The following is an 18,223-nucleotide window of genomic DNA, read 5'->3' as shown; positions in this document are numbered from 1 at the left end:
AACGGAGCCCTTATCTGAAGGTTATGGTTGCATCAAAGCAAATGCAATCAAAACCGGATCGTATGACAAGGATATGATTGAAATGACATAAAGCCAAACATTTATGTTTGATCTCGTATCAAAATATTTTAAATAAAGCGAACCGGGGGGAGGGATGCTGAAATGACGATAACGCTTGCGCAAGACAATATGCAACTCGCAGGGCCAATGTGCGGTGACATTGATATCCGCATTGCCAAAGACGGCACATGGTTTCACGAAGGCGGCCCGATTGGGCGAAAAGAACTGGTCTGCCTGTTTGCCAGTGTGCTTAAACGTGATGAATATGGCGAGTATTGGTTACAAACCCCTGTGGAAAAAGCCCGCATCCAAGTTGAAGATGCGCCTTTTATTGCGGTGGAACTGTTTGCCTGTGAATGTGGCTGTGAACAAAAGCTGTCTTTAAGGACCAATGTTGATGAAGTTATACCTATAGGGCTGGACAATCCCATCAGGGTGGAACATGATCCCCATACGGGAGAGCCTGCACCTTATGTGACATTACGCTCAGGTGAGGGGCTATTTCCCATCGAAGCCAAGATTAACCGCACTGTTTTTTACGAACTGGTTAATCGGGGTGTGGAAAAAAACATAGATGATGAAGTGTATTTCGGCGTATGGAGCAACAACGAATTCTTTCCTCTGGGACAACTGGACGAGGATTAAGCGCAGAAAGCTTGTGTGAGATTTTAGCAAATTATCATCCAAGCCCCAGTGATATACGCGGCGATCATGACCTTAATGGTTTTCGTCCCAAACCGGATAATCGCGCGGCAGCTGTTCTTGTTCCCATCGTTAAGCACAAAGAGGGCTTAACAGTTCTTTTTACCAAACGCACCGATCATCTTAAAAATCACCCCGGTCAAATCAGCTTTCCCGGCGGCCATACTGAGGAAGAAGATGAAAGTGCAGAACATGCAGCCCTTCGTGAAACCGAAGAAGAAGTTGGCCTGCCCCATGAGTATATTAAGGTCATTGGTCGGCTAAATGATTATGTCACACGCACGGGCTTTCGCGTCACTCCCATCATTGGCTTGGTTGAAGCGCCTTATCCCACAGAGCCGGACCCCCATGAAGTGGCTGAAGTCTTTGAAGTGCCGCTGTCTTTTTTACTGGATCGATCCAATCATGAAAAATGTTCACGTATTTTTATGGGACAAAAACGTTATTTCTGGGCCATGCCCTATGAGGATTATTATATCTGGGGGGCAACGGCGGGTATGTTGAAAAACTTATGTGATGTATTGGATGGCGAGGTGTCCCCATGATTAAAATTCTGCTGCAATATATCTTTCCCTTGGCTTTTCCAACGGCGCTTTACCTGTTATGGGCGCTGTATCATAAGAAAACCAAATCTGAAGAACATCATATTGACCTGACTAAGGGGCCGTGGTTGAAGCTTTTGGCAGCGGGGCTGGCCCTTGTTGCGGTTGGGCTTGTCACGTTCAACCAGTATGATGGGGAAAAGCCCGGTGGGGTTTATCAGCCACCTGTCTATAAAGATGGTAAAATTGTTCCGGGCCATGTGATCCATAATGAAGAAAATAACTGATCAGGACTGGTTTAAAAATCCAGCCTGTCAAAAAATACTAAGCGTGCTGGCCCAAAAGGGCACTGAGGCACGCTTTATTGGTGGATGTGTGCGCGATGCCTTATTGGGTAAGGCTGTGCATGATATCGATATTGCCACGCCTGAACTGCCTAAAACGGTCATGAAGCTTTTTCAGGCAGAAGGCATTAAAGTCATCCCAACAGGCATTGACCATGGCACGGTGACGGTGATTTATGAAGGTCAACAGTTTGAAATCACCACCTTGCGCGCTGATATCTCAACAGATGGGCGGCGCGCGGTGGTGTCTTTCAGCACCGACTGGTTAGAAGATGCCAAGCGGCGTGATTTTACCTTTAATGCGCTTAGCCTTGATCGTCATGGCGAACTGTATGATCCTTTTAACGGCCTTAAAGATTTAAAAGAGGGCCGTGTCCTTTTTATCGGACAGGCTGAACAACGCATTGCAGAAGACTATCTGCGCTTGTTGCGTTTTTTCAGATTTTCAGCCCATTATGGCAAAGGGGCTGCTGAGCCTGCCGGATTACAAGCCTGTGCGAAACTGGCTGAGGGGCTCAAGCAGTTATCGGGTGAGCGCATTGCCCAAGAGATTTTGCGCCTTTTAGAAGCTCCGCAGGCGCCAAAATGGGTGCGCTTGATGGTGAAGCAGGGCGTGCTGGAAAAGATCATTCCCCATGTGGCAGATCTGCATTTTCTAGAAATGATGTGCGCCTTTGAAGAGCGCCCAGACCCGTTGCGCCGTTTAGCTATTATCGTGCGTGCTGATCAAGGTGATGTGGAGCAATTGGCAAAAACCTTGCGTTTGTCTAAAGCTCAAGCCAAACGTTTGCGCCTTGCGAGGTGTCCTGAGCTACAGCTTAATCCGCAAAAAGGGGAGAACCATCTGCGTGAGATGCTTTATCGCTATGGGGTGCAGGCTGTTGAGGACCAATTGTTTATCTATTGGGCAGAAAAAGGCTTTAGCGGTTTAGGCCCGCGCGAACAGGCCTGCCTTGATGTGATCACCACATGGAAGGTTGAACCTCAAGCCTTTCCGCTTAAAGGCCAAGACCTGATTGATCGGGGCTTAAAAGCGGGGCCAGAGTTAGGCCAGCGTCTTAAAGAAATTGAAGACTGGTGGTGTGAGCAGGGCTGTAGAGCGCAAAAAGAAGCCTGTCTGGAACGTTTGGCATAAATCCCCAGACAGGCATGATCTTTTTGTTAGGTCCTGCCCCTAAGCCGAGGTCATGTCTTTTAAGTAATTATTGATCGTATTTTGAAGCTCATCTGCATTATCTGCCACTTGTTTGGCGGAAGTGAAAACTTCATTAGACATGCGACCTGTTTCTTCATTGGCTTGGGCCACACCTTCAATATTGTTGGAAACATCACGTGTACCGGTTGCCGCCTCATTTACATTGGTGCTGATTTCCTGTGTGGCGCTGCCTTGTTGATCAACCGCAGCACTCACGCTTGTGGTGACCTCAGCCATTTCATCAATGGTGCGGCTTACCCCTGCAATGGCATCAACTGCGCGCTGGGTGTCAGACTGAATGGTATTGATCTGGGCGGTGATATCTTCTGTTGCCTTGGCGGTCTGGTTGGCAAGGTTTTTCACTTCGCTTGCTACAACCGCAAAGCCTTTACCTGCTTCACCTGCGCGCGCGGCCTCAATAGTTGCGTTTAGGGCTAAAAGGTTGGTCTGTTCGGCAATGTCCGTAATCATCTGTACCACCTGACCAATTTTATTAGCCCCATCAGCCAAACCAAGGATGGTTTGCTGGGCATCTTCTGCGGATGTTGTGGCAGACGTCGCAATGGTTGAAGAATGTTCCACCTGTCGTGAAATTTCCTGAATGGAGCTGGAAAGCTCTTCTGCTGCAGCAGCGACCGTTTCCACATTGGAGGTGGCTTGTGTGGCGGCAGAGGCCACCATGGAAGATTGGCTGCGCGATGTTTCTGTTGCACCGGACATGGCCTCGGCGTGATGTTCCAACTCACCTGCAGCGCCCGCCATTTTTGAAATGGCGTTAGCAACAACATCTTTGAAGGTTTGTGTAATATTCAAGCGCCGCACACTAGTGCGCTCACGTACACTTTGTTCAATACCTTGTTTGGCCTGTTCCATATTTTGGCGAATGATGGTCTCTTTAAAGCTTTGGATGGCGCGGGCCATTTCACCAAGTTCATCAGATTTATGGCGCCCGGCAATCATGGTTTCGGTATGACCCTGTTCTAGTCTTTCAATAGAATGACGAAGAGAGCGCAACGGTTTCACAACGCTGTTGATGAGGATGATGGCAAAGGCAATGATCAAACCAGAGATAATGATCGTGATGGTGAGCAAGCTCATGAAAGCGGTCTGGGCAGAAAGGCGAACCTTTTTAGCCGTATCCTTCAAGGTCTTGGCCATATAGTTTTCAGTTTTCTTTAGCAGGTTGATCTTTTTGGTGATGGTATCAAACCACTGTGGACCCGTAATGCCTTTAAGGTCTTTGGTTGTGGGGCTGGCAATGGCGATTTTGCGCATTTCATCAACATCGCTGATGGCTTTGCCCGAAATGGTTTCAGCCATATAGGCCAATGTCTTAGGCGTGGCAAAAGACTTGGCAACATTCATATAAGTGTCCTGAATGGCGATTAGGCTGACAAAGTCTTTTAATAGGGCAGGTGAGAAAATATTGGTGCCATAACCAGCTGAGCCTTTAGCCCGTTCAATGCCTGCGCGCTCTTTACTTTGTAAGAAGTTTACAAAGGTTGAGATACGGTTAGACATGCCAAGGTCGTTTGAAATTTTAGACATGGCCGCAATGGAATTGAGCAGGGAAGAGTTCAGGGCTGAATAATAGCCGACTTCTTGGGCCACTGTAATTTCTTGAGCTGAGACTTTCTTGCGCATTTCAGGCAGCTTGTTCAACAGCTCTTTAATAGCTGCAATCTCAGCCTTAAGCCCTAAAGTCTCGCCAAGTTTTAGGGCGTCGGGAACAGGTTGATTTTTCTCATCTGTATTTTTGCGCTGGGCAATGACTTTATCGCCAAATAGCATTCCTTTTGAAGCAAGGAAACCAGCCGAAGCCCCGCGTTCTTTTTGCAATTCATGCACCAGTGTTGAGAAGGTTCCCGCCATGGTGGAAAGCTGTTCAATCTTTTCCATTTCAGCAACGGTTGCACGTTTTTCCAAAACCGCATCACCGGCAAAAAATAGCAGGGCAATGAGCGGGAAAAGAGCAAGGGCTGCGATACGTGAGCGCAAACGGAAATTATCAAGAAAGCGTGCGATGGCTGATTCTTCAGCAAGGTCAGATTGGATGATGCCTTTGCGTTCCAGATCATCACGCATTTTATGATCTTGATTGATGATATGGTCAATAATCCAGCCATGGAGATAATTCAGCAGGTCTTTTGCAGAGATAGATTCAGGGTCTTCTCGAAACTGCAAAATAATTTTTGCCAAATACTCTAACGTGACGTCATGGAATTTTAAGTGGTTTTCAGCTTCTTTGCCGCTTTGAGCTTTGCGGATATATTCATTTTCATGGGTGAAATGCGTAATAAGATCGCGCTCGGTTTGTTCAAGGAGCTGCAAAATGTCTGAATGAGGCGCATTGGTTTTAACCAATTGATCAAGCTGATTAATCAGCTCGACTAAATTTTGGTGGTCTTGGTCAAGTTGTTCAACGCCTAAATCAAAGGCATGGTTCCAATGGATGAGGACTTCACTATTGTTGGACATTTTCGGCTGGCTCCCACGTATTTTTTATTTCGAATTAATATATTTTTCGAATTAATATATTTTTTCGAATTATATCGGAAGTTGAAGAAAACCTAAATGTAAAAAATAGTACTTAAGATTTATTAAATGGCTGTTTTATCAATCAAATGGATGAAAGAAGCAAAGCATGATCCACTATTGATACCTACGCGCCCGAGTTGCATATTAGATGCATTATGACTTTCAAAGAGTGAAGGCCCTTTTTCTTCGATAATTGTGGCGTAATGAAACTCATGCCCGCGCAGCTTTTGGCCTTTTTTTGCAAAAGGTGTATCCACCAGGCAGGTGACATCGCGATAGCCCAAATGGAGCTTTCTTTTGGCAAAAGATGTTTCTAAATTCAAGACGCCTGCCATCTCGTGTTTCTTACCTTCTTTATCCGTGATGGCTCTACCCAGAGTCATATAACCACCACATTCGCCGAAAATCGTGGTGTTCTTCTCATAGTGGGCTCTCAAGGCGTTTAAGAAGGTGTGATTTTGGGCAAGCTGGTCACAATGTAACTCAGGATAACCACCGGGCAGATAAATCGCATCACAACTCTCTGTTGGGGACTCGTTGCGCAACGGCGAGAAAAAGCTCAACTCTGCACCACATTCTTGCCAATGGCGCAATAAGGCGGGATAGGCAAAGGCAAAGGCTTTATCTTTGGCAATGCTAATGCGCTGGCCTATGGGTGGGAAGAAGGCATTGTTTTCAGTTGTCTGGATAAAAGGGTTGGCTTGTGCCAGTTGGACGAGTTTTTCCAGATCAATATGTTCTTCCAAGAAATCAGCTGATGTGTTGAGGAACTCTTCCAGTTCAGGGTGTTCTTCAGCCAAGACAAGGCCGAGGTGGCGCTCTGGCAAGGCAAGGTCATTTTGGCGAGGCACAAAGCCGAGAATTTCAATATGGGGGATATGGGTCTCACAGGCATTTTTCAAAAGCTGGATATGGCCCGGTCCACCCACTTTATTAAAGATCACCCCTTTAACATGGACATCTTTATCAAAGGTCGCAAACCCGTGGATAAGAGCAGCAGCAGAAGCCGCTTGGGCATTGGCATCAATCACCAAAACCACAGGCCATCCGGTTCTGCGCGCAATGTCAGCAGGCGAGCCATCCTTGGTGGAGGGCGCATTGGCAGGCAGGGTTGCACCATCAAAGAGCCCCATGACCCCTTCACAGACCACCAGCTCTGAGCTGTCAGATAAGGCATTCAGGGTATGAAAAAGCGTTTCATCGCGCATGGCCCACCCATCAAGGTTGGGACACAGTCGCTTGGTTGCAGCGCCATGAAAGGCCGGATCAATATAATCTGGTCCAACCTTGGCAGAACTAACCGAAATGCCCTTTCGTTGTAGGGCGCGCAAGCTACCAAGGGTGATGAAGGTTTTACCGCTGTTTGAATTGGGCGCAGCGATAATCAGTCCGGCAGTACTCAACGGATATAGGCTTTCAATTTTTCAGCCATGTCTTCGGGGCTGATACCATGGGGGAAATGGGTGACATATTTGCCATCGGGTCCCATCAGATATTGAAAGGCAGAATGGTCCATCAAATATTCATCGGCGGGTTTGCCCTCTTCAACAACTTTTTTGAAATAGATTTTATAGGCTTTGGCGGTTTGGGTGACTTGTTCAACCGTGCCTGTCAGCCCGACAAGGCTTTTATGGAAGTGTTTAACATATTCTCCCATGACTTCGGGTGTGTCGCGCTCAGGATCAACCGTGATGAAAAGGGAAACCACCTTGTTTGATTTGCGCATAGGCAGGAGGTCAAGCGCGCTGGCGGCTGTTTGCAAACCTGTTGGGCACACATCCGGGCAGAAGGTATAGCCAAAATACATCAGCGTATAGCTGCCAAGAAGGTCCTTATTTGTAACAGTGTTGCCTTTAGGGTCAACCAAAGTAAAATCACCCCCAATGGCGACTTCACCAGTGGATTTACTCACGGGTTCTTCTAAAAGTTGGGGCAGGCGAATAGTGATGCCGACAACCAGAAAAACAGCAGCAATCATAAAGTACAAAAGAATACGTGAGCGCGATCCCATGGGAAGGTTACCTTTGATTTATTTCACAAGTGTCCATGCCAGATAGGCAAGGACGCCAGCATTAATGATTAATAACATTGGTGCAAGGTCTGTGATGGCTTTTTGCCATTTTTGTCCCGCCATATGTCCGGCAAAACCGACGACCATTAGGCTGGGAACCGTTCCCAAGGCAAAAGCCGCCATCCCAAATGCGCCAGCAAGAAAATCCCCTGTCGCACCCGCTGCAGCCAATGCACCATATAGGAGGCCACAGGGCAAAAAGCCAAGCCCTATTCCTAAAAAATATCCGTTTAGGCCGGTTGGGCGGGCAAAAAACGGTTTGAGGATGCGCCCCAAACCTTGGGAAAGGGAACTTTCCTGTTTTTGCGATGTGCCAAAAAAGGGCATATTGGGAAAGCTCACCCCAAGGCGTTTAAGCGCATAGCCCAAGAAAAACAGGGCTGCCAAAATAAGCAGGGCTGCGGAGAGCCATTTCATGCCACTAAAGCGAATGGCGCCTTGGGCGAGAAGCCCAACGCCAAACCCTAAGAAAACATAAGTCGTCATACGCCCAAAATGATAAGGCAGCAGGGCTGCTCCCGTCAGGCGTTTAAATTCAGACATTTCTGAAAGCTTGATGGTTTCAAGGCGCGCGGTGACTTGGGATAGCACAAAAGGTGCGCACATGCTCATACAATGGGTCGCACTGCCAAGTAGCCCTGCCATAAACAGGGTTGCCAACAGGCCGCCATTATCTTCTACAACAACGGTGCAATGGGCGAGGCCCGCTTGGACCATACTCATAAGGAGAAGTTCTGATTCCATGATTAGCTAAAACACCCCGCAAGCTGTTGGCGAAACTCAACCGTTGGCCCGATGATCAACAGGGCGGGGGCTTTAATGTTGGCTTTATTTAAATCTTCAACGCAGTTTGCCAAAGTGGTTTCACACACAAGTTGATGAGGCGTTGTGGCGCGTGAAACGGCACAGACAGGTTCTGATGGTACACGCCCGGCTTTTAAGAGTTCACTTTGGATTTTAGCGATATGTTTCATGGGCATGTAAAAAACAATAACGGGCGAACTTTGTGCCAAGGCCTGCCAGTTAACAGCAGGCACATCACCTGAGGTATCATGGCCTGTCACAAAGCTAATCACTTGATTGGATTGTCCATCACTAACAGGCACGCCCGCATAGGCACTACCTGCAATGCCTGCACTAATGCCCGGCACAATGCGCACATTGATGTTTTTATCAAGGATGGGCAGGGCTTCTTCAGCACCACGACCAAAAACAAACGGATCGCCGCCTTTAAGGCGCAGGACTTTTAAGCCTTGTTGGGCCAGCTCAATTAAACGTTGGGTGATGTCACCTTGTTTGGCAGATGCTTTGCCACCACGTTTGCCCATGGGCTCTAAAGTAGCTGTTTTTGCAGCCAGAGAAAGAATGGCAGAGTCCACCAACGCATCATGCACAATCACATCTGCATGTTGAAGTGCATGATAGGCATAAAGGGTCAAAAGCTTGGGATCACCGGGGCCAGCCCCGACCATCCAGACACTTGCTTTTTCAAACTTTGGAAAGCTGATATGTGACAAAAAATCCATGGTCCCTGTGATAACATAAAAGCAATCCATGACAAATGTCTCAAAATCATTATTTTGTGATTATGGAAAAGAAAGAACTCAGAAAAGGCTGGACGACAGGCGCCTGTGCAACAGCCGCAGCCAAAGCCGCCTTCATCGCGCTCCTTACAGGTGATTTTCCCGATCCGGTTGAAATCAGGTTGCCTAAGGGCCAGACACCGTCTTTTGCGCTAAACCGCCAAGGGCTGGGCGAAGGTTTGGCTTGGGCGGCGGTAATTAAAGATGCAGGCGATGATCCTGATATCACCCATGGCGCTGAAATTGTTGTCAGTGTGCAAAAAGGTGAAAAAGGCAGCGGCATTTGTTTTAAAAACGGCGCTGGTGTTGGCGTTGTCACAAAAGCAGGCCTGCCTCTTGAGGTGGGGGAGCCTGCTATTAACCCCATGCCGCGCCAGATGATCACAGATAACCTTAATGATGTTGAAGCCAATCCAGATGTGATTGTGACGGTATCAATTACCAATGGGGAAGAACTGGCGCAAAAAACCATGAACCCGCGCCTTGGTATTATCGGTGGGCTTTCAGTGTTGGGGACAACGGGGATTGTGGTGCCTTATTCCTGTTCTGCTTGGATACATTCCATTCACCGCGGTATTGATGTGGCTAAAGCTTCCGGCCTCACCCATGTGGCGGCAACCACAGGCTCGACCTCAGAAAAAGCGGTCTGTGGGGTTTATGAGTTTGAGGAAAGTGCGTTGATTGATATGGGTGATTTTGCGGGTGGGGTGTTAAAATATATTCGCAAAAACCCAATTGAAAAGCTCACACTCTGTGGTGGGTTTGCCAAATTTTGCAAGCTGGCCCAGGGTGAAATGGATTTACATTCCTCGCGCTCACGCGTTGATTTTGACCAGCTTTCTAAATGGATGGGTGAAGCAGGCGCAGGTGAGGACTTATGTGAGAAAACCCGTGAGGCCAATACGGCGCTGGAGGTTTTAGAGCTGGCCCAAGCCCATGATATTGCGCTGGCTGATCTGGTGGTGAAACGTACAAAAGAAGTTGCACAGGCCATTGTCTCAGGCCATTGTCATATTGAAGTTATCGCGGTTAATCGCAGAGGGGAGATTGTTGGGCATGTCAGTTAAGAAGCTATTGATTTTAGGCGGTACGGGCGATGCGGCCCTTTTGGCAAAACGCGCGGTGGATTTTTGGGGACCTGATCTTGATATTATCGTTTCTTATGCAGGCGTGACAGGCCATCAGCCGGACTTGCCGTGCCAGCTGCGCGTTGGTGGTTTTGGCGGGGTTGAAGGGCTGGTTTCTTACCTTGAAGAAGAAGGTATCACCCATATGGTGGATGCCACTCACCCCTTTGCTGAAAAAATGTCTCAACATGCCTTTATTGCGGCAAATAAATTGAAACTTCCCCTTGTGGTGCTGTGGCGCGAGCCGTGGATGCCTGCGCCCAAAGATAAATGGCTGGAAGTTGGCAATATGAAAGAGGCGGTGGAACAGGTTGAGCGTTTGGGCTCAAAAACCTTCCTGACTATCGGCATTAAAGAGCTTTCAGCCTTTGCTGAATTAGACGAGGTTGATTTTGTGATCCGCCTTGTGAGCGAACCCAAAGAAGAGCTGGCCTTTAAAAAATATGAAACCGTCATTGGGCGCCCACCCTTTAGTGTGGAAGAGGAGCGCCAGTTAATCCGTGATAAAAATATTCGCCTGTTGGTGACAAAAAACAGTGGCGGCACGGCGACAAAAGCCAAGATCGAAGCCGCACGTGAAGAGAATGTTGCGGTGATTATGATTAATCGCCCCCCACAAGAACCCTTGGAATATCTCTCCTCTCCTGCTCAGGTTTTGGAGTGGTTGAGAACCCATGGTTTGTAGAGCTATGCATCCCTAGCAATGCTGCGTTGCACAAAATTTGGTTGCGAAATAATATTACTATGACTACATCACGCTTAAAGCTTCTTCACAAAGAATTTGAGCGAGATAAAGAATGTTACTGAGATACCCAATTACATCCTACGGCAGCCATCATGTTGAACTGACAGGCGGCCTGCTGACCCGTTTTGAAGATTTTATCATCCAGAAATTTTCTGATTTGAAAAAGAGGCGACGCATGAACTATGAGTTGGACATTATGTCTGATCGTGAGCTGGCAGACTTGGGCCTGCAACGCACAGATATTGCCCTCATCGTTGATGGCAAATATAACGCGACACAAGATAAGCGCCGTTAATTTTAAACAGGAAAGCGCAGACGTGCGCGCAGACCACCTTGGGGGGATGTTGAAAGCTGGATATCCCCACCATGGGTGCGCACCACATCGCGCACGATGGAAAGGCCAAGCCCGACACCACCTGTTTGGATATTGCGTGATTTATCCAGTCTGAAAAACGGCTTGAAGACTTCTTCATATTTTTCAGCAGGAATGCCGGGGCCATCATCATCAACGGTGACCTCGATCATCTCGTGACGTTGACCAAGGCGCACAGAAAGATGCTCGCCATAGCGCGCAGCATTTTCCACAAGGTTGGTCACACACCGTCTAAAGGCATTGGGGCGCACCTGTAAAAAGATTTTGCCTTCACAGTGATAATCAACCGCAACGCCTTTTCTCTTAAGGCCGGAGACAATGCTTTCGATCAGCTCTGAGAGGTTGGTCTCACTCGTGGCTTCACCGCCTTCCCCGCGGGCAAAAGCGAGGTAGCCTTCCAGCATATGTTCCATTTCATGGATATCTTCGCTTAAGTCTTTCACATCTTCATCATCGCCCATCATGGCAAGCTGTAGCTTCATGCGGGTAAGTGGTGTGCGCAAATCGTGTGAGACACCTGCAAGCATGTGCGTGCGTTGTTCAATCTGGCGCTCAATACGGCCTTTCATAAGCAAAAAGGCCATGGCTGCTTGGCGAACTTCACGCGCGCCTTCTGGCTTAAAACGCTCCACATCTTGGCGCTTACCAAAAGCATCTGCGGCAACAGCAAGGCGGCGAATGGGGCGCACCTGATTGCGCATAAAGACAATGGCGACACCAAATAATAAAAGCGAGCTGCCTAACATCCACAACACAAACACATAAGTTGTCGAACTAAAAAGACGTTTTCTAAGGGCTGTAACAGCTAAGATGCCATCGCTTAGCTGAACTTCGATGGTGAGGTGCTTTTCCCCTTCTGGGGCGATAATATGATAGGGCAAACCAACGCGCTCTTTAAGGGCCAAGAGCAAGAAGGGGTCTGGAATACTGCCTTGAACAATTTCTTTTGAGTTGGACAGGATTTCATCAATGCGCAGGTTAGAGTCCATATTAAAACGGTTGCGCGAAATCTCAAATGCGCGCGCGCGCCCTTGTGGGGTGGGGTTATCGCGCACAAGATCAACCATGGCCCCCACATCACCTGCAAGCCCGCGTGCAAGATATTTTGATACTTTATCCCAGTGGGCTTCATAAAAGATAAAGGCGGAGATCACCTGTAACAACACCATGGGCACAACCAAGATCAATAAGGATCGGCCCAACAGGCTGCGCGGTAAGGTGCGCTTAATGAGGGTTTCTATCTTCATCACTCAGGCCTGAGCACATAACCTTGCCCGCGCACAGTTTGTAAAAAGCGCGGAAGTTTCGGGTCATCTTCGATTTTGCGGCGCAAGCGCGTGACCTGTACATCAATAGTGCGATCATTACCTTCAATACCAGAAAGCTCCGCCAGTTTTTCCCGGCTTAAAATGGTGCCGGATTGTTCTGCCAGTATCACCAGCAGGCTGGCTTCTGAAGCGGTCAGATGGATCATTTCATCACCGCGCGTTAAGGTATGGCGCTCAGCATCAAATTTAAGTGCACCCAGTTTAATCACCTCGGTTTCTTCTTGGGGGGCTTTACGCACCACACGTTTGAGAATGTTATTGATGCGCAGCACAAGCTCGCGTGGCTCAAACGGTTTGGTGAGATAATCTTCAGCCCCGCATTCAAGGCCTGTGATACGGTCTTCACTTTCACCCATGGCAGTGAGCATAAGGATGGGGGTGTCATTGCTTTGCTTAAAGTCTTTGGCAAAATCCAGACCGCTTTCCCCGGGCATCATCAAATCAAGCACGATGAGGTCAAATTCCAGCAGGCTTAATTTTTTGCGTGCATCTTGGGCATCTTCGGCGATGGAGACGTTAAAGCCTTTTTCGCTTAAAAACTTTTTAAGCAAACGGCGCAGTCGTTCATCATCATCAACGACGAGAATATGGATTTGTTCCTCACTCATGTGCGACAGTATGCCATTGCTGAAGATCAGCGCAAATGAAAAAGCTTATTCTTGCGGTGTATCATTAATATGGGCAAAACGTTCTTTTTCATCGGTGATCCCCATCAGGACTTTGCGAAAGCCCTCAACCGCATCGGCACCAGCAAGGCGATAGGCCTCAGCAATGCGTCGGCTTTGGCTTTTGGAAAGCTCATGCTCTAACTGTTGGCCTTTGGTGGTGAGGAATAAGAGACGCTGGCGACGATCTGTTACGCCTGTGCGCTGTTCAATAAATTCTTCATCCACAAGCTGGCTGAGAACGCGCGATAAGCTTTGTTTGGTGATGGAGAGGATATGGAGGAGGTCTTTAACCGACATGCCTGGTTCGCGCCCCACAAAATAGATTACGCGGTGATGGGCGCGGCCAAAATTGTACGATTCGAGAATTTCATCGGCTTCACCGGTGAAGTCGCGATACGCGAAAAATAAAAGCTCCATTGCTTGGCGAAGTTCTTCTTCGCGTAAAAACAAAGGGTTGGCACGTCTTTTAATATCGGACATTTTTCAAATCGTTACAAACTACGTCAGCAATGTTGACATATATGACAGAAACCAGTACAAGAGGCAACATCATTTACAATAAATGCTTCGCATAAGTAATATTATTTCAAAAGAAGAGAAAAACCATGTCCAACCTTTCGTTTGATGACCGCGACGGTACGATCTGGCATGACGGGGAAATGATTCAGTGGCGTGATTCTAAAGTTCACGTTCTTTCCCATGCCCTCCATTATGGCTCCTCTGTTTTTGAAGGTATCCGCGTTTATGGCGGGAATATCTTTAAGCTAACAGAACATAGTGAACGTCTCGTTGAATCTGCAAAAATCCTCGGTTTCAAAATTCCCTATACTGTGGAAGAAATTGATGCAGCGACACAGAAAGTCGTGGACGAAAACAACATCGTGGATGGCTATATCCGCCCTGTTGCTTGGCGTGGTTCTGAAATGATGGGTGTATCTGCCCAGCAAAATACCATTCACTTGGCAATTGCTGCGTGGGAATGGCCCTCTTACTTTGACCCAGAAGCCCGCATGAAAGGCATCCGTCTGGACCGTGCTGAATATCGCCGTCCAGACCCGCGCACTGCGCCAAGCAAATCAAAAGCAGCTGGCCTTTATATGATCTGCACTTTGTCAAAACATGCTGCAGAAGCCAAAGGCTATCATGATGCCTTGATGCTGGATTGGGAAGGCCGTGTGGCAGAAGCAACGGGTGCGAACGTTTTCTTCATCAATAAAGATGGTGAAATTCACACACCACTTGCCGACTGTTTCCTTGATGGGATCACACGTCGCACGGTGATTGATTTGGCAAAAGCACGTGGCTATCAGATTATTGAGCGCCGCATCATGCCAGAAGAAATGGGTGACTTTGAAGAATGTTTCCTCACCGGTACAGCCGCTGAAGTGACACCTGTTGCAGAAATCGGTGAATTCACTTTCACACCGGGTGAGATGTCTCGCCAGCTTGTGGAAGATTATGACCGCACAGTGCGCGGCCAAGCTCTTGAAGCCACAAGCGCTGCTTAAGTAAGCTTTTAAAAAACAGTTTTGTTTTCAAAGCCTCTGTCCTTTTTATTAGGGCAGGGGCTTTTTTTATGTAGAGGGGATCGTCTTGATCCAATCCATAAAGGCCCTGACCTTTTTCATCTCTTTTTTCTGAGTTGTAGTGACCAGATAATAGCCCCTTTGGCTTTTTACAGGGGGGCCAAAGGGAGAGATGAGTTTCCCACTTTCAAGCTCCTCCTTAATATACATATCCGGAATGATGGCGATGCCGAGCCCGGAAAGGGCCGCCCTGATCATCATGGAAAAGGTTTCAAAGCTCGGCCCGTTTAGGCTGGATTTGACCTTAACACCTTGGGCTTTTAACCATTCAGGCCAAGCATATTGGCGGGTTTGTAAGGTGAGTAAGGTATGATCCAGAACAGATTGTGGCGTGAGGGGCACGATCTGTTTGATCAATGAAGGCGCACAGACAGCCACAAGGGTTTCTGCAACCAGCTTTTCACATTCTACATCCGCCCAGTTGCCATCGCCATGTTGGATCGCCACATCTATATCATGATGTTTAAAATCAAAGGGCTCTAACCCTGTGGTGAGGTTGAACTGAATTTCAGGGTTTTGTTGGGTGAACTCATGAAGGTGTGGGATGAGCCAACGTGAGCCAAAGGTGGGAAAGGTCGCAATATTAAGACGGGTATCATTCTGGTCTTTACTCAGGAGCTTCATTGTTTCTTGCTCAAGCCCGTTGAGATGCTCGCTTACAGCTTGGGCATATTTGCTACCTTCCTCGGTTAGAACAAGGCGTTTTTTGATACGCAAAAACAAATCGGTCTGGACATGGTCTTCCAGATTGCGCACCTGACGGCTCACCGCACTTTGGGTGAGGTTGAGTTCTTCAGAGGCGCGGGTGAAATTTAAATGGCGTGCTGAGGCTTCAAAACATAAGAGGGAGGTGAAGCTGGGAAGATGACGTCTCATAAAAGAAAACCTATATCATTCATAAAATGAATGGATTAATGAAAATATATCGCTTTAAAGCGAGGTTACCATCCTATAAATGAATGATTAAGCGGTAATTTTGATAAAAGGATAAAACAATGGCTGGCAAAGTAACATTTCAATGGGATGATCCGTTTCTGTTTGATCAACAATTAAGCGAAGATGAGCGCCTGATCCGTGATACGGCCCATGAGTTTTGCGAAGACAAGCTGATGCCACGTATCCTTGAAGCTAACCGTCATGAAAAATTTGATCCTGAGATCATGCGTGAGTTTGGCGCACTTGGCCTGCTTGGTTCCACCATTCCAGAAGAGTACGGCTGTGCAGGTGTGAACCATGTCTGTTACGGGCTTGTCGCGCGTGAGGTCGAACGGGTTGATTCAGGCTATCGTTCTGCCATGTCGGTGCAGTCATCCTTGGTCATGCATCCTATTTATGCCTATGGCAGTGAAGAGCAACGCCAAAAATATCTGCCTAAACTGGCAACAGGGGAAATGATTGGTTGCTTTGGCCTAACGGAACCGGACCATGGCTCAGACCCCGCCAGTATGAAAACGCGTGCAGTGAAAGTTGATGGCGGGTTTGAACTTACGGGGAATAAAATGTGGATTACCAATTCCCCCATTGCCGATATTGCCATTGTCTGGGGGAAGCTTGAGGGGGTGATCCGTGGCTTTATTGTGGAGCGCGGCGCAGAAGGGTTTTCCACGCCAAAGATTGAAGGCAAGATGTCTTTGCGTGCTTCTATTACAGGTGAGATTGTTCTGGATAAGGTGTTTGTACCTGATGAAAACCTTTTGCCTAATGCGAAAGGTTTAGCTGGCCCGTTTGGCTGTTTGAATAAAGCGCGCTTTGGTATCGCATGGGGGGCCTTGGGGGCGGCGGAATTTTGCTGGCATGCCGCACGTCAATATGGGCTGGACCGCACACAGTTTGATCGCCCGCTGGCCCAGACACAACTTTTCCAGCGAAAACTCGCAGATATGATGACTGACATAACATTGGGACTGCAAGCGGCATTGCGTGTGGGGCGTTTGATGGATGAAGGCAATTGTGCCATTGAAAATATCTCGATTATCAAACGCAATAATGTGGGTAAATCCCTTGATATTGCAAGGCTTTCCCGCGATATGCATGGGGGTAACGGTATTTCTGATGAATTTCATGTTATCCGTCATATGGTGAATTTGGAAACAGTCAATACCTATGAGGGAACCCATGATATTCACTCCTTAATCCTGGGTCGTGCACAAACTGACTTACAGGCCTTTTTCTAATGGCTGGTGTTCTTTCCCATATTAAGGTTCTTGATCTCTCGCGGGTTTTAGCAGGTCCTTGGGCCTCGCAAAATCTTGGCGATATGGGCGCAGAAGTGCTTAAAATCGAGCGCCCTGATGTGGGGGATGATACCCGTCATTGGGGGCCTCCCTTTGTGGGGGAAACAGCGGCCTATTTCATGTCATGTAATCGCAACAAGAAATCACTGGCAATTGATTTCACCCAAATTGAGGGCCAAGAAATCATTCGCGAGCTGGTTAAACACTGTGATGTGGTGATTGAGAATTTTAAGGTCGGTGGCCTTAAAAAATATGGCCTTGATTATGATAGTCTTAAGGCTGTGAAAGACGATATTATCTATTGTTCTATCACAGGATTTGGGCAAACCGGGCCTTATGCCCAGCGTGCAGGCTATGATTTTCTCATCCAAGGGATGGCGGGTTTGATGTCGGTGACAGGTTCCCCTGAAAGTGGGCCGATGAAGGCCGGTGTGGCTTTGGCAGATATCATGACAGGGCTTTACGCCACCATTGCGGTGCAAGGGGCCTTGATCCATCGTGATCAAAGTGGGCAAGGTCAGTATATTGACTTGGCCTTGATGGATGTACAGGTTGCCACCATGGCAAATCAAGCGCTTAATTACCTTGCCAGTGGCACAGCGCCGGGCCTATTGGGCAATGCCCATCCCAACATCGTGCCTTATCAGGCTTTTGCCACATATGATGGTCATCTTATTTTAAGTGTGGGCAATGACGGTCAGTTTAAAAACTTTTGCAAAACAGCGGGTTTGGAGGATATTGCCACAGATGAGCGTTTTGCCACAAATGAGGCACGGGTGAGAAATCGTGAAACGCTCATTCCTCTTATTGAGCAGGCCATGAAAGCCCATGATCTTGATTGGTGGATTGAAAAACTTGAGATTGCGGGTGTGCCTTGTGGCCCCATTAATACGCTTGATCGGGTTTTTGCCGATGAACAGGTTAAACACCGTGGACTTGAACTTTCCCTAGAGGGCGAAACACCCAGTGTGGCAAACCCGATTAACTATAGCGAAACCCCGTTGCAATATGACAAGGCTCCCCCCAATTTGGGTCAACATAGCGCTGAAACCTTGCAAGAAATGCTAAAATTAAGCCCAGATGAGTTAAAAGACTTGGCGGATAAGGGCGTTATTGGTATGTGACTT

General features: G+C 47.8%; 19 protein-coding genes. 10 read left to right on the top strand and 9 right to left on the bottom strand.

From position 1 onward, the window contains the following. The first annotated feature begins 162 nt into the window (after positions 1–162). Genes MTBPR1_RS16875 through MTBPR1_RS16860 form a run of 4 tightly spaced genes read left to right on the top strand, consistent with a single transcriptional unit; the run spans position 163 to position 2,783 of the window. Positions 163–705: a DUF1285 domain-containing protein gene (locus MTBPR1_RS16875; protein WP_069190217.1), complete on the top strand. Its 543-nt coding sequence runs from the start codon at positions 163–165 to the stop codon at positions 703–705. Beyond that, entirely contained in the window at positions 657–1,307 is a 651-nt protein-coding gene (locus tag MTBPR1_RS16870; RefSeq protein WP_069190216.1) for a CoA pyrophosphatase, read from the top strand. The genes MTBPR1_RS16875 and MTBPR1_RS16870 overlap by 49 nt, the downstream gene beginning before the upstream one ends. Then, the gene (locus MTBPR1_RS16865; RefSeq protein ID WP_069190215.1) at positions 1,304–1,591 is read left to right on the top strand and encodes a DUF6111 family protein; all 288 of its coding nucleotides are present in this window, start codon (positions 1,304–1,306) and stop codon (positions 1,589–1,591) included. Before MTBPR1_RS16870 ends, MTBPR1_RS16865 begins: the two co-directional genes overlap by 4 nt. Further along, entirely contained in the window at positions 1,575–2,783 is a 1,209-nt protein-coding gene (locus MTBPR1_RS16860; RefSeq protein ID WP_069190214.1) for a CCA tRNA nucleotidyltransferase, read from the top strand. Before MTBPR1_RS16865 ends, MTBPR1_RS16860 begins: the two co-directional genes overlap by 17 nt. Before the next feature lie 39 nt (positions 2,784–2,822). On the opposite strand, the gene MTBPR1_RS16855 is transcribed toward MTBPR1_RS16860, so the two are convergent. The 5 genes from MTBPR1_RS16855 to cobA form a co-directional block, all read right to left on the bottom strand. Continuing rightward, positions 2,823–5,321 carry a nitrate- and nitrite sensing domain-containing protein gene (locus MTBPR1_RS16855; RefSeq protein WP_069190213.1) on the bottom strand — a complete coding sequence of 833 codons (2,499 nt, stop codon included), beginning with the start codon at positions 5,319–5,321 and terminating at the stop codon, positions 2,823–2,825. A gap of 122 nt (positions 5,322–5,443) precedes the next feature. Beyond that, a complete protein-coding gene (locus MTBPR1_RS16850; RefSeq protein ID WP_126465330.1) occupies positions 5,444–6,784 on the bottom strand; it encodes a cobyrinic acid a,c-diamide synthase CobB in 1,341 nt (446 codons plus the stop codon). Beyond that, complete coding sequence (locus MTBPR1_RS16845; protein WP_069190211.1) at positions 6,781–7,392, bottom strand: SCO family protein; 612 nt, start codon at positions 7,390–7,392, stop codon at positions 6,781–6,783. Before MTBPR1_RS16845 ends, MTBPR1_RS16850 begins: the two co-directional genes overlap by 4 nt. Positions 7,393–7,410: 18 nt before the next feature. Next, on the bottom strand, positions 7,411–8,196 hold the full coding sequence (locus tag MTBPR1_RS16840) for a sulfite exporter TauE/SafE family protein (protein ID WP_069190210.1): 786 nt from the start codon (positions 8,194–8,196) through the stop codon (positions 7,411–7,413). Positions 8,197–8,198: 2 nt separating this feature from the next. Then, positions 8,199–8,978, bottom strand: a complete 780-nt coding sequence (cobA, locus tag MTBPR1_RS16835; protein WP_165602697.1) for a uroporphyrinogen-III C-methyltransferase — start codon at positions 8,976–8,978, stop codon at positions 8,199–8,201. A gap of 35 nt (positions 8,979–9,013) precedes the next feature. Between cobA and MTBPR1_RS16830 the strand changes: the two genes are divergently transcribed. From MTBPR1_RS16830 to MTBPR1_RS16820, 3 genes are all read left to right on the top strand, one after another. Continuing rightward, positions 9,014–10,102, top strand: coding sequence for a cobalt-precorrin-5B (C(1))-methyltransferase (locus tag MTBPR1_RS16830; protein WP_240492945.1), 1,089 nt, complete (start codon positions 9,014–9,016; stop codon positions 10,100–10,102). Then, positions 10,092–10,847: a cobalt-precorrin-6A reductase gene (locus MTBPR1_RS16825; RefSeq protein WP_069190208.1), complete on the top strand. Its 756-nt coding sequence runs from the start codon at positions 10,092–10,094 to the stop codon at positions 10,845–10,847. The genes MTBPR1_RS16830 and MTBPR1_RS16825 overlap by 11 nt, the downstream gene beginning before the upstream one ends. 112 nt (positions 10,848–10,959) lie before the next feature. Beyond that, positions 10,960–11,202: a YjiS-like domain-containing protein gene (locus MTBPR1_RS16820; RefSeq protein ID WP_069190207.1), complete on the top strand. Its 243-nt coding sequence runs from the start codon at positions 10,960–10,962 to the stop codon at positions 11,200–11,202. A gap of 2 nt (positions 11,203–11,204) precedes the next feature. On the opposite strand, the gene MTBPR1_RS16815 is transcribed toward MTBPR1_RS16820, so the two are convergent. The 3 genes from MTBPR1_RS16815 to MTBPR1_RS16805 are packed head-to-tail and all read right to left on the bottom strand — an operon-like array spanning position 11,205 to position 13,756. Next, the gene (locus tag MTBPR1_RS16815; RefSeq protein WP_126465328.1) at positions 11,205–12,527 is read right to left on the bottom strand and encodes an ATP-binding protein; all 1,323 of its coding nucleotides are present in this window, start codon (positions 12,525–12,527) and stop codon (positions 11,205–11,207) included. Beyond that, positions 12,527–13,216: a response regulator gene (locus MTBPR1_RS16810; RefSeq protein ID WP_069190205.1), complete on the bottom strand. Its 690-nt coding sequence runs from the start codon at positions 13,214–13,216 to the stop codon at positions 12,527–12,529. The genes MTBPR1_RS16815 and MTBPR1_RS16810 overlap by 1 nt, the downstream gene beginning before the upstream one ends. Before the next feature lie 45 nt (positions 13,217–13,261). After that, positions 13,262–13,756 carry a MarR family winged helix-turn-helix transcriptional regulator gene (locus MTBPR1_RS16805; protein ID WP_069190204.1) on the bottom strand — a complete coding sequence of 165 codons (495 nt, stop codon included), beginning with the start codon at positions 13,754–13,756 and terminating at the stop codon, positions 13,262–13,264. A gap of 125 nt (positions 13,757–13,881) precedes the next feature. Here MTBPR1_RS16805 and MTBPR1_RS16800 point away from each other — a divergent pair, with 125 nt between their 5' ends. After that, on the top strand, positions 13,882–14,784 hold the full coding sequence (locus MTBPR1_RS16800; RefSeq protein WP_069190203.1) for a branched-chain amino acid aminotransferase: 903 nt from the start codon (positions 13,882–13,884) through the stop codon (positions 14,782–14,784). 66 nt (positions 14,785–14,850) lie between these two features. On the opposite strand, the gene gcvA is transcribed toward MTBPR1_RS16800, so the two are convergent. After that, complete coding sequence (gene gcvA / locus MTBPR1_RS16795) at positions 14,851–15,738, bottom strand: transcriptional regulator GcvA (protein ID WP_069190202.1); 888 nt, start codon at positions 15,736–15,738, stop codon at positions 14,851–14,853. A 119-nt stretch (positions 15,739–15,857) separates the two neighbouring features. Here gcvA and MTBPR1_RS16790 point away from each other — a divergent pair, with 119 nt between their 5' ends. Together MTBPR1_RS16790 and MTBPR1_RS16785 are read left to right on the top strand one after the other, a co-directional pair. Then, positions 15,858–17,036 (top strand): acyl-CoA dehydrogenase, encoded by a 1,179-nt coding sequence (locus tag MTBPR1_RS16790; protein ID WP_069190201.1) that lies wholly within the window; start codon positions 15,858–15,860, stop codon positions 17,034–17,036. Next, entirely contained in the window at positions 17,036–18,220 is a 1,185-nt protein-coding gene (locus MTBPR1_RS16785; RefSeq protein ID WP_069190200.1) for a CaiB/BaiF CoA transferase family protein, read from the top strand. Before MTBPR1_RS16790 ends, MTBPR1_RS16785 begins: the two co-directional genes overlap by 1 nt. Positions 18,221–18,223: the final 3 nt, after the last annotated feature.

It is taken from the genome of Candidatus Terasakiella magnetica, from assembly GCF_900093605.1.
Classification (GTDB): Bacteria; Pseudomonadota; Alphaproteobacteria; order Rhodospirillales; family Terasakiellaceae; genus Terasakiella; species Terasakiella magnetica.
The sequence above is the reverse complement of the archived record's forward strand: the minus strand, read 5'-3'. Positions and strand labels throughout refer to the sequence as shown.

Coding starts and splice junctions, on each gene's coding strand:
- MTBPR1_RS16875 (WP_069190217.1), top strand. CDS start 163: ATGACGATAACGCTTGCGCAAGACAATATGCAACTCGCAGGGCCAATG.
- MTBPR1_RS16870 (WP_069190216.1), top strand. CDS start 657: ATGGAGCAACAACGAATTCTTTCCTCTGGGACAACTGGACGAGGATTA.
- MTBPR1_RS16865 (WP_069190215.1), top strand. CDS start 1,304: ATGATTAAAATTCTGCTGCAATATATCTTTCCCTTGGCTTTTCCAACG.
- MTBPR1_RS16860 (WP_069190214.1), top strand. CDS start 1,575: ATGAAGAAAATAACTGATCAGGACTGGTTTAAAAATCCAGCCTGTCAA.
- MTBPR1_RS16855 (WP_069190213.1), bottom strand. CDS start 5,321: ATGTCCAACAATAGTGAAGTCCTCATCCATTGGAACCATGCCTTTGAT.
- MTBPR1_RS16845 (WP_069190211.1), bottom strand. CDS start 7,392: ATGGGATCGCGCTCACGTATTCTTTTGTACTTTATGATTGCTGCTGTT.
- MTBPR1_RS16840 (WP_069190210.1), bottom strand. CDS start 8,196: ATGGAATCAGAACTTCTCCTTATGAGTATGGTCCAAGCGGGCCTCGCC.
- cobA (WP_165602697.1), bottom strand. CDS start 8,978: ATGGATTTTTTGTCACATATCAGCTTTCCAAAGTTTGAAAAAGCAAGT.
- MTBPR1_RS16830 (WP_240492945.1), top strand. CDS start 9,014: ATGTCTCAAAATCATTATTTTGTGATTATGGAAAAGAAAGAACTCAGA.
- MTBPR1_RS16825 (WP_069190208.1), top strand. CDS start 10,092: ATGTCAGTTAAGAAGCTATTGATTTTAGGCGGTACGGGCGATGCGGCC.
- MTBPR1_RS16820 (WP_069190207.1), top strand. CDS start 10,960: ATGTTACTGAGATACCCAATTACATCCTACGGCAGCCATCATGTTGAA.
- MTBPR1_RS16815 (WP_126465328.1), bottom strand. CDS start 12,527: ATGAAGATAGAAACCCTCATTAAGCGCACCTTACCGCGCAGCCTGTTG.
- MTBPR1_RS16810 (WP_069190205.1), bottom strand. CDS start 13,216: ATGAGTGAGGAACAAATCCATATTCTCGTCGTTGATGATGATGAACGA.
- MTBPR1_RS16805 (WP_069190204.1), bottom strand. CDS start 13,756: ATGTCCGATATTAAAAGACGTGCCAACCCTTTGTTTTTACGCGAAGAA.
- MTBPR1_RS16800 (WP_069190203.1), top strand. CDS start 13,882: ATGTCCAACCTTTCGTTTGATGACCGCGACGGTACGATCTGGCATGAC.
- gcvA (WP_069190202.1), bottom strand. CDS start 15,738: ATGAGACGTCATCTTCCCAGCTTCACCTCCCTCTTATGTTTTGAAGCC.
- MTBPR1_RS16790 (WP_069190201.1), top strand. CDS start 15,858: ATGGCTGGCAAAGTAACATTTCAATGGGATGATCCGTTTCTGTTTGAT.
- MTBPR1_RS16785 (WP_069190200.1), top strand. CDS start 17,036: ATGGCTGGTGTTCTTTCCCATATTAAGGTTCTTGATCTCTCGCGGGTT.